The organism is Thauera humireducens, assembly GCF_001051995.2.
Lineage (GTDB): Bacteria > Pseudomonadota > Gammaproteobacteria > Burkholderiales > Rhodocyclaceae > Thauera > Thauera humireducens.
In genome coordinates this window covers 729,659-743,189 of record NZ_CP014646.1, presented here as the reverse complement: position 1 = coordinate 743,189, position 13,531 = coordinate 729,659, and the positions used below count along the sequence as shown (strand labels likewise).

Sequence of the window (13,531 nt, the reverse complement as noted above, 5' to 3'; positions counted from 1 at the left end):
GTGCTCCACATCGACCGCCTGGTCCTGCACGGCATCGACCCGCAGGACGCCCAGGCACTGGTTAGTGCACTGCAAGCGGAACTGCAGCGCCAGCTCGGCACGAACGGCGAAGCCGACGCCCTTGCCGCACTGCGCGGGATCGTCGGCCGCAACCGCATCAAGGCGCCATCGCTGCGGGTCGCCCGCGGCGCCCCGCCCGAAACACTCGGCCGCGCGCTTGCCGGCCCGATTCTGCGCGGAGTGAAATCATGAAGCACCACGCCCCCGCCCAAGCCATGCAGGACAACACGGCCGCCGCCCCCTCGCCCGCCCCCCTGCTCGAGCGCGCCGCCAGCGAGTCGGCCGAATCGATGCCGCACGCACTGCAGCATCGCATGCAGGCGCGCTTCGGCCACGACTTCGGCCACGTCCGCATCCATGCCGGTCCCGCCTCGGCCGCTGCCGCCGAGGCGCTCGGCGCGCGCGCCTACACGCTGGGCCGTGACGTGCATCTGGGGCGGGAGGTCCCGGCGCTGCCATCGGACGAACGCCAGCAACTGCTGGCACACGAGGCGATCCACACGGTGCAGCAGGGCGCCGGCGAGGTCCGCCCAAGCGATGCCCTGGGCGTCAGCCGTCCCGACGACGCCGCCGAGCGCGAGGCGCATGCGCTGGCAGCACACCTCGGCCACCCGCCCTCGCCTTCGCTGGCGCTGCGCGACCGTGTGCTGGGGCCGTCCCCCGCGCGCATCCAGCGCGCCGTGGCACCCCACATCCAGCGCGACCTCAAGGGCAAGCACTCGGTCAGGGACGGCCACTTCGACGTCAACCTCAAGACCGAATCCCACCCCGGCGCCAAGAACGGCATGAGCGGCACGATCAAGTTCACCGCCAGCGACAAGGCGCCGGACTCGAAGAACATCCGCCTGCTCCAGGTGGTTCGCGACCAGAACCTGGAAACCGGCAAGGAATATCAATGGACCGGCGACGAGGCGGACCGCAACAAGATGATGACGAAGGCCACGAAAGGCAGTGGATTCCGGTCTGGCTTCTTCGTCGACCACTCCGCTGCACTGGCGAACCCGAGGACATCGAAGGCGGATCCGGCCGTCTCGCCCTACTACCGCGATTACTGGCCGAACGCAGCCAGTAGCCAGGACGGCAGCAAGCAAGGCAAGACCGTCAAGGAAGCCTCCTTGTGGGACTACCCCGGCTCCTCGGGCAAACGCCGCTTCACGTTCGAGACGGCTGCCAAGGGGGCCGATACCGGCTACATCTTCGCGACACTGCAGTGGGGCTTCACGATCAGCGATCCCGCCAAGGGCAACGTCACCAACGAACATGCGAAGGCCTATCGCGGGCCGTCCCGCACCTTCGTCCGCGCCGTGTCGGCCTTCAACGAGTTCTACAAGAATCCGGGCGCATCGACCGCCCCCACCAAGTAGAGGGCGCGCTGATGAACGCGAGCACCCACCACGACAGCACAGGCCCTCGCCCAGCAGCGGTGCGCGTTGCCGAGTTGTTGAAGCGCATCGACGCCGCCGCCGACGAACTGCACGTCGACCGCACACCCGCCGCAAACGAGCTCGTCACCATCGGCCGCCCCGCCCTGCCCGGGCTGCTGAACCTGATGGCCTCATCCAACGAAGAAACCCGCCTGCACGCCCAGCGCACTTTCGAGGGCATCCTGATGGTGGAGATGGGTTTCGTGCCGGGACGCGGCTTTTCCACCCCCGATGGCGAAGACCGCTTCCGCGCCTTATGGACCGGTCGGGGCAGCTACGACTGGGACGCGGACGAGGACGCACGCGAGCGCAGCCTCGCAGCCTGGCGGGCGTGGCTCGACATGGACAACCGCAGCGCTTCGCCATGAACGCACCCACGCCCCTCTCGCTCCCCACGGCGCTTGCCGAGCTGGGCACCCAGCTCGAGCGCGGCAGTCTCTTCACCCACACCGCGCTGGGCGAGAACGCCGCGCGCCTGGCCGAGCTGCAGGCCATCGTGCATGGCCTGGCCGACACCCTGCTCGCACGCGGGCTCATCGATGCTGACGAACTCGCCGCGGCGATACAGCGCGCGAACGACGAACTGCACGCGCGTGGCGAGCAGCTCGGCCCCGGCACGCGCATCCGTGTCGACGCGGACGACGCTGCACCGGCGCCCGAGGTCAGCGTCGACTGCGAAAGCCGCCTGCCGATCTGTCAGGCCGTGTGCTGCCGCCTGAACTTCGCACTGAGCGTGCCGGAGATCGAGGCCGGTCAGGTGCGCTGGGACCTCGGCCAGCCCTACTTCATCCGCAAGCGCGAGGACGGCCACTGTGTCCACCACGATGCCGACACCCGGGCCTGCGGCGTCTATGCCCATCGCCCCGGCGTCTGCCGGCGCTACAGCTGCGCGCACGACGAACGCATCTGGCGCGACTTCGAAGGCCGGGTATTGAACACGGACTGGATCGCCGCCCATCTGGACACGGCCACCCGCCCCCGCGCCGAAACGGTACGCATGCACTTCATTCCGCGGCCCCCGACCGAAGCGGACGGCGCCGGCAACAACGAGGACGCCGCACCATGACCCTGTCCACATCCCCACGCGTGGTCAAGGCCGGGCTGGTGCTGGTCGATCCGAAGTCGGCCCAGGTCCGGCGCGTGATCGCGCTGCAATACAACCCGGAAAAGCTCACCCGCAGCCTGCAGATGCAAGGCATGGGCGAGCCGGTCGACCGCGCCGAGGCGCTACGCCTGCGTGGTCCGGCGGTCGAGACCTTCCGCATCGAGGCCGAGATCGACGCGGCCGACCAGCTCGAGTTTCCCGATCGTCATGTCACCACCGTCGAGGCTGGCATCGCGCCGCAACTGGCGGTGCTCGAAGGGCTCGTCAATCCGGCCGCCGGCGATCTGCTTGCCTCGCGCGCGCTGGCCGCCGCCGGCACGCTCGAGATCGCGCCGATGGAGTCGGCGCTGGTGCTGTTCGTGTGGGGCGCCAACCGCATCGTGCCGGTGCGCGTCACCGATTTCTCCATCGTCGAGGAAGCCTTCGACCCCTTGCTCAACCCGATCAATGCCACCGTGACCCTCGGCCTGCGCAGCCTGTCGGTGGACGATCTCGGCTTCGATCACAAGGGCGGCGGGCTGTTCATGGCCTACCTGCAGTCGCGCGAGCGACTGGCGGGCAAGGCCGCCACCTTCGGCTTCGATGCCCTCGGGATAGGAGGACTGCCATGAGCGATCCGCTGAAAGCCTTCATGCAGGCCAACGCGCTGACCTCGCCCGCGTTCGCCCCCGACAGCCGCTACCACGGCCTCGACACCGCGCACTGGACGGGGCCGGACGGCGAGCCCGTCACCTATGTGCGCCGCCGCTTCATCCCGCCACCCGAACATTTCGCCACGCTGCAACATCACACCGTGGCCGTCGGCGACCGGGTGGACAACCTCGCCGCACGCTACCTCGGCGACGCCGAGCAGTACTGGCGCCTGTGCGACGGCAACGGCGCGATGCGCCCGGACGAGCTCACCACCACGCTCGGCCGCCGCATCCGCATCACCCTGCCCGCAGGCATACCGGGAGGCACGGATGTCTAGCGCCCTGCACCTGAGCCTGCTGATGGGCCCGATCGTTCCCGTGCCGGTCCCTGCGGCGCTGATCGACGCGTTCGACGAAGCGACGGTCACGCATGCCGCCGGCTCGGTGAGCGGCTTCCAGCTGCGCTTTCGCGTCCACAGCAAGTCCGCGCTGAACACAATCTTCCTCGTCGCCGTGGGTCAGAACACCAGCCTGGGCACGCCCCCGCTGCGGGTGGTGCTGATCGTGACGCTGAACGGTCGGCCGCAGCCGCTGTTCGACGGCGTCGTCACCCATGTCGAGGTCCAGTCCGGCCAGGACGGCCAGCCGGGCAGCATCACCGTGACCGGCGAGGATCTCACCAAGGTCATGGACCTGATCGACTTCAGCGGCCTGCCCTACCCGGCGATGCCGATCGAGGCACGGGTGGCGCTGATCTGTGCCAAGTACGCCGCGTTCGGCATCATCCCGCTGCCGATCCCGGCCCTGTTCCCCGACGTGCCGATCCCGATCGAACGCATCCCCGCGCAGCAGGGCACCGACCTCGCCTACCTGCGCGAACTCGCCGACGAGATCGGCCACGTGTTCTACATCGAGCCGGGCGAGGTGCCGATGACCAACGTGGCCTACTTCGGCCCGGAGATCAAGGTCGGTCCGCCCCAGCCCGCGCTCAACGTCGACATGAACGCCCACACCAACGTCGAGTCGCTGAACTTCAGCTTCGATCCGACCAAGGGCGTGCTCCCGGTCGTCTTCATCCAGAACGCCGCCACGCGGGCGCCGATCCCCATCCCGATCCCGAACCTGAATCCGCTGCAGCCCCCCCTCGGCCTGCTGCCGGCACCCCTGGCACGCCTGAAGATGATGAAGCAGACGGCCAAGATGAACCCGATGCAGGCCATCTCGGCCGGTCTGGCGGAGGCCAAGAACTCGCAGGACGCGGTGAGCGGACGCGGCGCACTCGACGTGCTGCGCTATGGCCGCATGCTGAAGGCGCGCCGGCTGGTGGGGGTGCGTGGCGCGGGCATCGCCTACGACGGGCTGTACTACGTGAGCAGCGTCACCAGCACGATCCGCCGCGGCCAGTTCCGTCAGAACTTCGAGCTGACGCGCAACGGGCTGATCTCCATCACGCCGAGGGTGCCGACATGAGCGAACGCTATTACGGCAAGTACCGGGGCATGGTGCTCAACAACATCGACCCGATGCAGCAGGGCCGGCTGCAGGTCCAGGTGCCGGATGTCGCCGGGCTGGCGCCGGCGTCGTGGGCCATGCCCTGTGTGCCGATCGCCGGGCTGCAGAACGGCATGGTCGCCCTGCCGGTGATCGGTTCCGGCGTATGGATCGAGTTCGAGCAGGGCAACCCGGAATTTCCGATCTGGGTCGGCTGCTTCTGGGGCAGCGCCGCCGAGGTCCCTGCGCTGGCGCTGGCGACGCCGCCGGGCCTGCCGGCGATCACCTTCCAGACGCCGCTGCAGAACGGCCTGACCATCTCCGACCTCCCCGGCCCCACTGGCGGGATCATGCTCAAGAGCGCCACCGGGGCGACGCTGATCGTCAACGACACCGGCATCTACATCCAGAACGGCAAGGGCGCCTCGATCACGCTGCTGGGGCCCAGCGTGACGATCAACAACGGCGCATTGATGGTGACCTGAGATGAGACAGCCCCCACGCTTACGCTGTTCGCGGCCCCCCATGGGGGCGCAGGCCTCCCTTGGGGCGGCCCGGCGGGAGACCTGACATGCCCGGCCCTCTCCTCCACGCCGGCGCCAGCGTGCTGTGCGCCCACGGCGGCACCGCCAGCCCGACCCAGCCCAACCCACGGGTGCTGGTCGGGGGCATGCCGACGGTGACGATGAGCGCGCCCTACGTGGTGGCCGGCTGCCCGTTCAACGTCTCCGGCGGCCCCTCGCCCTGCATCAGCGCGCAGTGGGTGGTCGCGGCGCTACGCGTCAGCTCCGGCGGCCAGCCGCTGGTCCTGATGGACAGCCAGGCCCTGTGCGCCCCCAACGGCACGCCGCTGCTGCCGATTTCGGCGCAGACACGCGTGATCGGGAGCTGATCATGGACACCCGCCTGCATTTTCCCTACCAGTTCGACGGCCGCGGCACCACGCGCACCGATGGCGCCGATGCCTGGATACGCGGCCTGATCGAGCAAGTGCTGTTCACCGCACCGGGGGAACGCGTGATGCGCCCGGACTTCGGCTGCGGGCTGCGGGAACTCGTGTTCGCCCCCAACAGCCCGGAACTGGCGGCCACCACGCAGTTCCTGGTGCACGGCGCCCTGCAGCAGTGGCTTGGCGATCTCATCACCGTCGAGGCGGTCACGGTCGACGCGGTCGATGCGCGGCTCGCGGTAACGGTGCAGTACGTGGTGCGCCGTGACGAAAGCCGCCAGTCGGCGACCTTCCAGCGCGGAGGCGAGGCATGAGCGCGATCTACACCTGCTGCGAGGACAATCGCCGCACGGCGGTCGCCCTGCACCCCACGCTGAACGGCATCGATCACCTCGAAGTGCTCGACCTCGACGCACCGGCCGGCAGCCCGCGCCAGCGCACGCTGATGATCCGGCTGCTGAAACCGGTGCCGGCCGGCCTCACGCGCGACAACCTGCGCATCGACGGCGGCGAACGCATCCGCGAGGTCGGCATCGAATGGGTCGCCGCGGCGGACGCCCCGCCGCCTGCCGCCAACGCCGCCGAGCAGGCCTTCTTCACCGCGCTCGACGCAGCCGAGCACGTGCTGCTGGTGCGTACCGACAGCGAGGGCGACCACAGCCTCTACCGGCTCGCACTGGTCCTCGGTGTTGCCAGCGAGCACCCCCTGCCGGGTTTCGACCCGCGCCTGTCGAGCATCGACTTCCGCTTCAAGGTCGAATGCCCGAGCGACTTCGACTGCGCGCCGCAGCACGATTGCCCGCAGGGCGCGCCGCCCGCGCCGGACCTCAACTACCTGGCACGCGACTACGCCAGCCTGCGGCGGCTGCTCATCGACCGCCTGAGCCGCACGGTCCCCGGCTGGCGCGACCGCAGTCCGGCCGACCTGGCCACCACGCTCGCCGAACTCATCGCCTACGTCGGCGACCTGCAGCACTACCAGCTCGACGCCATCGCCACCGAAGCCTACCTGGGCACCGCGCGCCGCCGCACCAGCCTGCGCCGCCACGCGCTGCTGGTCGACTATCCACTGCACGAAGGCTGCAACGCCAGAAGCTGGCTGCATCTGGACGTGGCAGGCGGCCCGTTCGCACTGCCAGCCGGCATCCGCTTCTACACCCGGGTGCCGGGCATACCGCCTCGCATCGACGCGGATTCGCCCGAGGAACGCAACGCGCTGCAAGCCGGACCGCTGGTGTTCGAGCCGATCCACGCACCGACCCTGCGCGAGACACACAACCGCTTCGAGCTTTACACCTGGGGCGATGCCCGCTGCTGCCTGCCGGCTGGCGCCACAGGGGCAACCCTGCGCGGCCACCATCCCGAGCTTGCTGCGGGTGAGGTGCTGATCTTCCAGGAAATCTGCGGTCCGCTGACCGGTCTGGCCGAGGACGCCGACCCCGCCCGCCGCCACGCCGTGCGCGTGACGGCGGTGCTGGCGTTCGCGGGTAGCGACCGGCTCACCGATCCGCTCGACGGCAGCGAGATCACCGAGATCCGCTGGCACGCCGACGACGCGCTACCCTTCTCGCTCTGCCTTTCCAGCGAAACCGACGCCGCCCACGGCAGCCGGCAGATCGACGGGGTCAGCATCGCGCTCGGCAACAACCTGCTGGTCGACCACGGCCGCAGCGTCGTCGGCGAGCACCTCGGCCGCGTGCCGGCGCCAAGGCTGCACTATCCGCCGCGCCGGGGCGATGCCTGCCAGCGCACCGAACCCGAACCCCTGCCACCGCGCTACCGCCCGCAGCTTGCGGAGGGGCCGGTCACGCACCAGGGCACGGTGCTGCGCGTCGTGCCGCACGACGGCGGCAGCCGCCACGAGCGGGTCACGTTCGACCTCGATGCACCCGCTGCAGCGGCCGTGCGTTGGCGGGCGGCCGATGCATTGCCCGCGATCGAGCTCGCCGACGACAGCGGTCGGCCGTGGACGGCAAGGCGCGATCTGCTGGCCAGCCGTGCGTCCGACACCCACTTCGTACTCGAGACCGAGGACGATGGCAGCGCCCGCCTGCGTTTCGGCGACGACGTCCACGGCCGCCGGCCCGACAGCGGCACAACCTTCACGGCGCGCTATCGCATCGGCAACGGCCCGCAGGGCAACGTCGGCGCCGACAGCATCGCCCACGCAGTGACCAGTGAGGGACGCATCCAGTCGGTCACCAACCCGCTGCCCGCACGCGGCGGCCTCGCACCGGAGACCGCCGCTGCGCTGCGCCGCGCCGCGCCGCAGGCCTTCCGCACCCAGCAGCGTGCCGTCACCCCGGCCGACTATGCGGAAGTCACCGAACGCCTCGACGATGTGCAGCGCGCCACGGCCACGCTGCGCTGGACCGGCAGCTGGCATACGGTGCTCATTGCCGTCGATCGCCGCGCTGGCCGCGCGGTCGATGGCGGCTTCGCCGCCGACGTGCGCGCCCACCTCGAGCGCTTCCGCATGGCGGGCCACGACCTGCGCATCGACGAGCCGATCCCCGTGTCGCTCGAACTCGACCTGCTCGTCTGCGTGAATCGCGCCCACTTCCGCAGCGACGTGCGGCGCGGCCTGCTGCAGGCGCTCGGTAGCCGCAGCCTGCCCGATGGCCGCCGTGGCCTCTTCCATCCGGACAACTTCAGCTTCGGGCAGACCGTCTTCCTCGGCCCGATCCAGGCCGCCGCACGCAGCGTGGCGGGCGTGGATTCGGTGCAGGTCACGCGCTTCCAGCGTCAGGGCCAGGCCGACCCGCGGCCGCTCGCAGATGGCTTCATGGCGCTGGGCCGGCTCGAGATCGCACGGCTGGCCAACGACCCCAACTTCCCGGAGCACGGCGTGCTGCGGCTCGACCTGCACGGAGGCAAATGATGAGCACCGACCGCTCCCGTCTGCCCGGCTGTGACTGCTGCAGCGGCACGGGCACCGACACGCCGCAACGCATCGCGAACCTGCCGGGCCAGCCGAGCATCAGTTACCGCGCCGGGCGCCACGGCGACTTCCTCGCCTCGATCCAGGCCCGGCTGTCGAGCGCCGACTACCCGGCGCTGGCCGGCCTCGGCACGCGCGAGTCGAGCGACTTCACGCTCGCGCTGGCCGATGCGCTGGCGAGCTCGCTCGACGTGCTGTCGTTCTACACCGAGCGCATCGCCCAGGAGCACTACCTGCGCACCGCCACCGAGCGCCTGTCGGTGGGCGAACTGGCGCGGCTCATCGGCTACCGCCTCGCGCCCGGCGTCGCCGCCGGCACGCATCTCGCCTTCACGTTGCAGGACACGCCGGGTGCGGCCCCCACACCCACAACGACCACGACGATTCCGGCCGGCACCCGGGTACAGAGCGTGCCCGGCCAGGGCGAGACTGCGCAGACCTTCGAGACCATCGCCGAGATCAGCGCCCGCGCAGCTTGGAACGCAATGCCCGCGCGCACCACCGAAGCATGGCAACCGCGGCGCGGCGATACCGAGTTGTGGCTCGAAGGCGTCGCCAGCGGGCTGTCGCCGGGCGACGCGATCCTCATCGTCGGCCTGGAGCGCCAGCGCGACCCGGGCAGCGAGCGCTGGGACGTGCGCGTCCTGTCGGCGGTCAAGCCCGACATTGCCGGCGGCCGCACCCGCCTGCAGTGGACGCATCCGCTCGGCAGCGCCTTTCCGGCGATGGCCCCGGCCAGCCTCGGCGCGGAAGTCCATGCACTGCGCCTGCGCACCGCGCTCTTCGGCCACAACGCGCCCGACGCCAACCTGTTCGGCAATGCCGACTCCAACATCGCGCAGCTGATCGACACCAGCAGCGCGCACTGGAACTGGAAGAATTTCGCGCTCGACCCGGCCGCCCTCGACCTCGACACCGACAACCCGAAGATCGTCGGCGGCAGCTGGATCGCGCTGGTTTCGAACGAGGTGGGACGCGGCAGCGCCGACCTGCCGGGCTACACCGAGCTCTACCGCGCCCGCGCGGTCGCGCATCGCAGCCGCAACGCCTTCGGTATCTCGGGCAAGGTGACCCGCATCACCCCGGACACCACCGAGAATCTGACCGCCAGCCGCTTCCCGCTGCGCCGTACGCTGGTGCTGGCACAGAGCGAGCGCCTCGCGACCCACGCCCGTCCACTGCGCCATCCGGTGCAGGACGAGCTGCTCCCTCTGGGCGTGCGCGCCGAGGGATTGCAGCAGGGCCAGGCCATCGCGGTATCGGGCACGCGTCAGCGCATCGCCATCGCCGCCGGCGCTACCAGCCTGGTGCTGGCGACCGACGACGGCGCCACCGTGCCGCTGGCCGGTGGCGACGAGCTGTTCATGCTGGCACCCGCGGCACGCCTCATCGGTGGCAACGCCGTCGCACTCGATGGCGAAGCCTTCCTCGCCCAACTGGAACGTGCCGGCACACGCCTGCGTCTGTGCCTGCTCGACCGCGACGGTCGCGCGGGGACGCTGGAAGCCAACGCCAGCGAACTGGCGCTTGCGCCCGCACGCAAGGACGACCCACGCGTGGCCGAAATCGCGTGGATCGCGAACACTGCCACCGCGGTCACGCACGGCCGCGACGACACCACGCTGACGCTGGCGGCACCGCTGAAGCACGTCTTCGCGCGCGCCTCGCTGCGCGTCAACGCCAACGTCGCCCCCGCCACGCACGGCGAAACCGTCGAAGCCATCCTCGGCGACGGCGACGCGGGCCGCCCCAACCAGCGCTTCCGCCTGGCGCAGGCCCCGCTGACCTACGTCAGCGCCAGCACGCCGAGCGGACGGCGGTCGACGCTGGCCCTGCGGGTCGACGATGTCCTGTGGACCGAACGTGCCAGTCTCTACGCCGCGCCGGCGGGCGCCCGCGCCTTCGAGACCTGGGAAGACGACGAAGGGCACACGCACATCCAGTTCGGCGACGGCATCGAGGGCGCGCGCCTGCCGACCGGCACGGCCAATGTGCGCGTGCGCTACCGCAAGGGCATCGGCGCTGGCGGCAACGTCGGCGCGGGCACGCTCACCACCCTGCTGAGCCGCCCGCTGGGCGTCGGCGAAGCCAGCAACCCGGAAGCGGCCAGCGGTGGCGAAGACCCGGAGACGATCGAACACGCGCGCGACAGCGCACCGCTGACGGTACTGACGCTCGATCGCGCGGTGTCGATCACCGACTACGCCAACTTCGCCCGCGCCTTCGCCGGCATCGACAAGGCGCATGCGCTGTGGATTCCTGCAGGTCCGGCGCGCGGCGTCTTCGTGACGATTGCCGGCATCGGCGGCGCGCGAGTCGAGGCCACCAGCGACACCTACCGTCACCTGTTCGACGCGCTGCGCACCTGGGGCGACCCGCTCGTCCCGCTTCGCCTCGAGAACTTCATCGACGCGCGCTTCCGGTGCCGCGTGCGGGTGCGCGCCCTCGGCGGCTTCGAACCTGCGACGGTTGTGGCCGCAGTGCGCGTCGCCCTTCTGGCGCGCTTCGCCTTCGCCGCGCGCGCCTTCGGGCAGACCGTATCGCTCGACGAGATCGCGGCCGCGGTGCAGGGCGTGCGCGGCGTCGAAGCGGCCCATGTGGCGCGGCTCTACCGCAGCGGCCAGCCGCCCGCCCAACACCCGCGCCTGTTCGCCGCGCTGCCCCAGCCCTCGCTGACGGCGGTGCCGGCCCCCGCAGAACTGCTGACGCTGGCGACGAACGGCCTCGAGGTGGAGGTGCTGCCATGAGCTTCGACGCCCGCAGCCTGTTCGAACTGCTCCCCGCGATCCATCGCATCCGCGACGCCGAGCTGGCGCAGCAGATGGGCGACAGCCTGCTGACCTTGGCCGAACGCACGGAACGCGATGCGCTGGCGACACTCGCCGCGCCCAGCGCGGACGAGCAGCAACGCCTCGCCGCCCTGAACGAAAAGGCCGCGCGCGGACCGCTCGAATCGCTGATCGCCCTGTTCGCGGAGCAGATCGGCGCGATGGACGAGAACCTCGCCCAGCTCTACGACGACCTGTTCATCGAGACCTGCGCCGACTGGGTCGTGCCCTACATCGGCGACCTGATCGGCTACGAGAGCCTGCACAGCGTGGCACCGAAAGTGGCCAGCCCGCGCGCCGAGGTGGCGCACACGATCGCATTGCGCCGGCGCAAGGGCACGGCACTGGTCCTCGAGCAGCTTGCGCGCGACGTCACCGGCTGGGACGCGCGCGCGGTCGAGTACTTCCAGCGCCTTGCCGCCACCCAGTACATGAACCACCCGCGCCCGCACGCGCTGCAGTCGCCAGACCTGCGCCGCGGACGCGCGCTGGCATGGCTCGGCACGCCCTTCGACACCAGCATGCGCACGGTCGAGGTGCGCCGCATCGAGTACGGCGGCGGGCGCTACAACATCCCCAATGTCGGCCTGCACCTGTGGCGCATCCAGGCCTTCCCGCACAGCGCCAGCCCCGCGGCCCATGCGGGCGTGCGCTGCTACCGTGCCAGCCCCCTGAACCACGACCTGCCGCTCTACAACCGCCCCCTGGCCGAGGATGACATCAGCCACCTCGCCGGCCCGGACAACGTGCCGTGGCCCCTGTCGCGCCGTCGCCTGGCGGCCGAACTCGGTCGCCACTACGGCAGCCGCCCCGGCGCCGGAGAAGCGGTCGACAACCGGGCACCGGCGCTGCAGCTGTGGGTGGACGGGACCGCCATCGAGCGCGACCGCATCCGCATCTGCAACCTGAGCGACGATGGCGCTGGCTGGGCCCACACGCCACCGCCCGACGGCGTGTATTCGATCGATCCGCAACTCGGCCGCATCGCCCTGCCCGGCGATGCTCCCGACCCCGCCGACGTCCGCCTCGACTGGCGCGAAGGCTTCAGCGCCGAACTCGGTGGCGGCGAGTACGAGCGCGGCGACAGCCTGCCGATACCGCCGGGCGGCGTTCCCGTCGCCCGCGTGCCGGCGGAACACGCCACGCTGGCCGCCGCGCTGGCCGAGATCGACGGCAACGGGGTCGTCGAGATCGCCGACAACCGCCGCTACGCCGAAACGCTGGCGATCGACGTGGTGGCCGACGGCAGCGTCGAGATCCGCGCCGCCAACGGCTTCCGCCCGGTGCTGGTAGTGGACGGGCTGTCGATCCGCGGCGGCGACAACGCCGCCTGCACCCTCAACGGCCTGCTCATCGCCGGCGCGCCGCTGGTGGTGCCGGACGCGGGCGGCAATGCGCTCGCACGGCTCACGCTGCTGCACTGCACGCTGGTTCCGGGCATCGCCCTGACACCGGATGCCGCGCCCCTGCAGCCCGACACCGCCAGCCTGCGCCTGGAACTCGCCGGGCTCGAAACCACCCTCGTCCGCTGCATCGTCGGCGGCATCCGTGCCCATCCGCGCGCCCGCTTTGCCGCCAGCGACAGCGTGATCGACGCCACCGGTGGCGCGCGCGTCGCCTTCGCCGGGCTGGACGACGCCTCCCCCGGCGCCGAACTCTCGCTCGCTGCCTGCAGCGTGATCGGCAAGCTGCACACCGCCGAGGTCGGCCTCATCGCCAACAGCATCCTGTTCGCGGCACTCGGCAGCGGAGACACCTGGCCCGCACCGGTGCGGGCCGCCCGCAAGCAGGCCGGCTGCATCCGCTTCAGCTGGCTGCCGCTGGACGCCATCGTGCCGCAACGCTACCGCTGCCAGCCGGCCTCGGCGGCGGACCAGCGCATCTCGCCACAGTTCGTGTCGCGTCGCTATGGCACGCCGGCCTACGCCCAGCTTGCCGCCCGTACCCCCGCCGAGATCCGCCGCGGCGCCGACGACGAGGGCGAGATGGGGGCGCTGCACCACCTGTACGCCGCGCAGCGCGAGACCAACCTGCGCATCCGGCTGGCTGAATACCTGCGGGTCGGGCTGTGCGCCGGCCTGTTCCACGAATCCTGACGGAG

Annotated in this window: 13 protein-coding genes; all 13 read left to right on the top strand. The window is 70.8% G+C overall.

Annotated elements, in window-relative coordinates:
* The 13 genes from AC731_RS03500 to AC731_RS03440 all read left to right on the top strand — a co-directional run bounded on the left by AC731_RS03500 (position 1) and on the right by AC731_RS03440 (position 13,526).
* Complete coding sequence (locus AC731_RS03500) at positions 1–252, top strand: hypothetical protein (protein WP_156480634.1); 252 nt, start codon at positions 1–3, stop codon at positions 250–252.
* The gene (locus tag AC731_RS03495; RefSeq protein ID WP_048709273.1) at positions 249–1,424 is read left to right on the top strand and encodes an eCIS core domain-containing protein; all 1,176 of its coding nucleotides are present in this window, start codon (positions 249–251) and stop codon (positions 1,422–1,424) included. Before AC731_RS03500 ends, AC731_RS03495 begins: the two co-directional genes overlap by 4 nt.
* Positions 1,425–1,435: 11 nt before the next feature.
* Positions 1,436–1,852 carry a hypothetical protein gene (locus AC731_RS20000; protein WP_169800050.1) on the top strand — a complete coding sequence of 139 codons (417 nt, stop codon included), beginning with the start codon at positions 1,436–1,438 and terminating at the stop codon, positions 1,850–1,852.
* Complete coding sequence (locus tag AC731_RS19995) at positions 1,849–2,550, top strand: YkgJ family cysteine cluster protein (RefSeq protein WP_048709269.1); 702 nt, start codon at positions 1,849–1,851, stop codon at positions 2,548–2,550. Before AC731_RS20000 ends, AC731_RS19995 begins: the two co-directional genes overlap by 4 nt.
* Complete coding sequence (locus AC731_RS03480; RefSeq protein ID WP_048709268.1) at positions 2,547–3,200, top strand: hypothetical protein; 654 nt, start codon at positions 2,547–2,549, stop codon at positions 3,198–3,200. Before AC731_RS19995 ends, AC731_RS03480 begins: the two co-directional genes overlap by 4 nt.
* On the top strand, positions 3,197–3,559 hold the full coding sequence (locus AC731_RS03475; protein WP_048709266.1) for a hypothetical protein: 363 nt from the start codon (positions 3,197–3,199) through the stop codon (positions 3,557–3,559). Before AC731_RS03480 ends, AC731_RS03475 begins: the two co-directional genes overlap by 4 nt.
* Positions 3,552–4,691, top strand: a complete 1,140-nt coding sequence (locus tag AC731_RS03470; RefSeq protein ID WP_048709265.1) for a hypothetical protein — start codon at positions 3,552–3,554, stop codon at positions 4,689–4,691. Before AC731_RS03475 ends, AC731_RS03470 begins: the two co-directional genes overlap by 8 nt.
* Positions 4,688–5,197: a phage baseplate assembly protein V gene (locus AC731_RS03465; RefSeq protein WP_048709263.1), complete on the top strand. Its 510-nt coding sequence runs from the start codon at positions 4,688–4,690 to the stop codon at positions 5,195–5,197. The genes AC731_RS03470 and AC731_RS03465 overlap by 4 nt, the downstream gene beginning before the upstream one ends.
* A gap of 86 nt (positions 5,198–5,283) precedes the next feature.
* Entirely contained in the window at positions 5,284–5,604 is a 321-nt protein-coding gene (locus AC731_RS03460) for a hypothetical protein (protein WP_048709262.1), read from the top strand.
* A gap of 2 nt (positions 5,605–5,606) precedes the next feature.
* Positions 5,607–5,975, top strand: a complete 369-nt coding sequence (locus AC731_RS03455; RefSeq protein WP_004252131.1) for a GPW/gp25 family protein — start codon at positions 5,607–5,609, stop codon at positions 5,973–5,975.
* Positions 5,972–8,542 (top strand): putative baseplate assembly protein, encoded by a 2,571-nt coding sequence (locus AC731_RS03450; RefSeq protein WP_048709260.1) that lies wholly within the window; start codon positions 5,972–5,974, stop codon positions 8,540–8,542. Before AC731_RS03455 ends, AC731_RS03450 begins: the two co-directional genes overlap by 4 nt.
* A complete protein-coding gene (locus AC731_RS03445) occupies positions 8,539–11,349 on the top strand; it encodes a baseplate J/gp47 family protein (RefSeq protein WP_237266597.1) in 2,811 nt (936 codons plus the stop codon). The genes AC731_RS03450 and AC731_RS03445 overlap by 4 nt, the downstream gene beginning before the upstream one ends.
* Complete coding sequence (locus AC731_RS03440) at positions 11,346–13,526, top strand: hypothetical protein (RefSeq protein ID WP_048709257.1); 2,181 nt, start codon at positions 11,346–11,348, stop codon at positions 13,524–13,526. Before AC731_RS03445 ends, AC731_RS03440 begins: the two co-directional genes overlap by 4 nt.
* Positions 13,527–13,531: the final 5 nt, after the last annotated feature.

What these genes read in the sequence shown, in the direction of transcription:
- AC731_RS03495 (WP_048709273.1), top strand. Translation starts at nt 249, where the DNA reads ATGAAGCACCACGCCCCCGCCCAAGCCATGCAGGACAACACGGCCGCC.
- AC731_RS20000 (WP_169800050.1), top strand. Translation starts at nt 1,436, where the DNA reads ATGAACGCGAGCACCCACCACGACAGCACAGGCCCTCGCCCAGCAGCG.
- AC731_RS19995 (WP_048709269.1), top strand. Translation starts at nt 1,849, where the DNA reads ATGAACGCACCCACGCCCCTCTCGCTCCCCACGGCGCTTGCCGAGCTG.
- AC731_RS03480 (WP_048709268.1), top strand. Translation starts at nt 2,547, where the DNA reads ATGACCCTGTCCACATCCCCACGCGTGGTCAAGGCCGGGCTGGTGCTG.
- AC731_RS03475 (WP_048709266.1), top strand. Translation starts at nt 3,197, where the DNA reads ATGAGCGATCCGCTGAAAGCCTTCATGCAGGCCAACGCGCTGACCTCG.
- AC731_RS03470 (WP_048709265.1), top strand. Translation starts at nt 3,552, where the DNA reads ATGTCTAGCGCCCTGCACCTGAGCCTGCTGATGGGCCCGATCGTTCCC.
- AC731_RS03465 (WP_048709263.1), top strand. Translation starts at nt 4,688, where the DNA reads ATGAGCGAACGCTATTACGGCAAGTACCGGGGCATGGTGCTCAACAAC.
- AC731_RS03460 (WP_048709262.1), top strand. Translation starts at nt 5,284, where the DNA reads ATGCCCGGCCCTCTCCTCCACGCCGGCGCCAGCGTGCTGTGCGCCCAC.
- AC731_RS03455 (WP_004252131.1), top strand. Translation starts at nt 5,607, where the DNA reads ATGGACACCCGCCTGCATTTTCCCTACCAGTTCGACGGCCGCGGCACC.
- AC731_RS03450 (WP_048709260.1), top strand. Translation starts at nt 5,972, where the DNA reads ATGAGCGCGATCTACACCTGCTGCGAGGACAATCGCCGCACGGCGGTC.
- AC731_RS03445 (WP_237266597.1), top strand. Translation starts at nt 8,539, where the DNA reads ATGATGAGCACCGACCGCTCCCGTCTGCCCGGCTGTGACTGCTGCAGC.
- AC731_RS03440 (WP_048709257.1), top strand. Translation starts at nt 11,346, where the DNA reads ATGAGCTTCGACGCCCGCAGCCTGTTCGAACTGCTCCCCGCGATCCAT.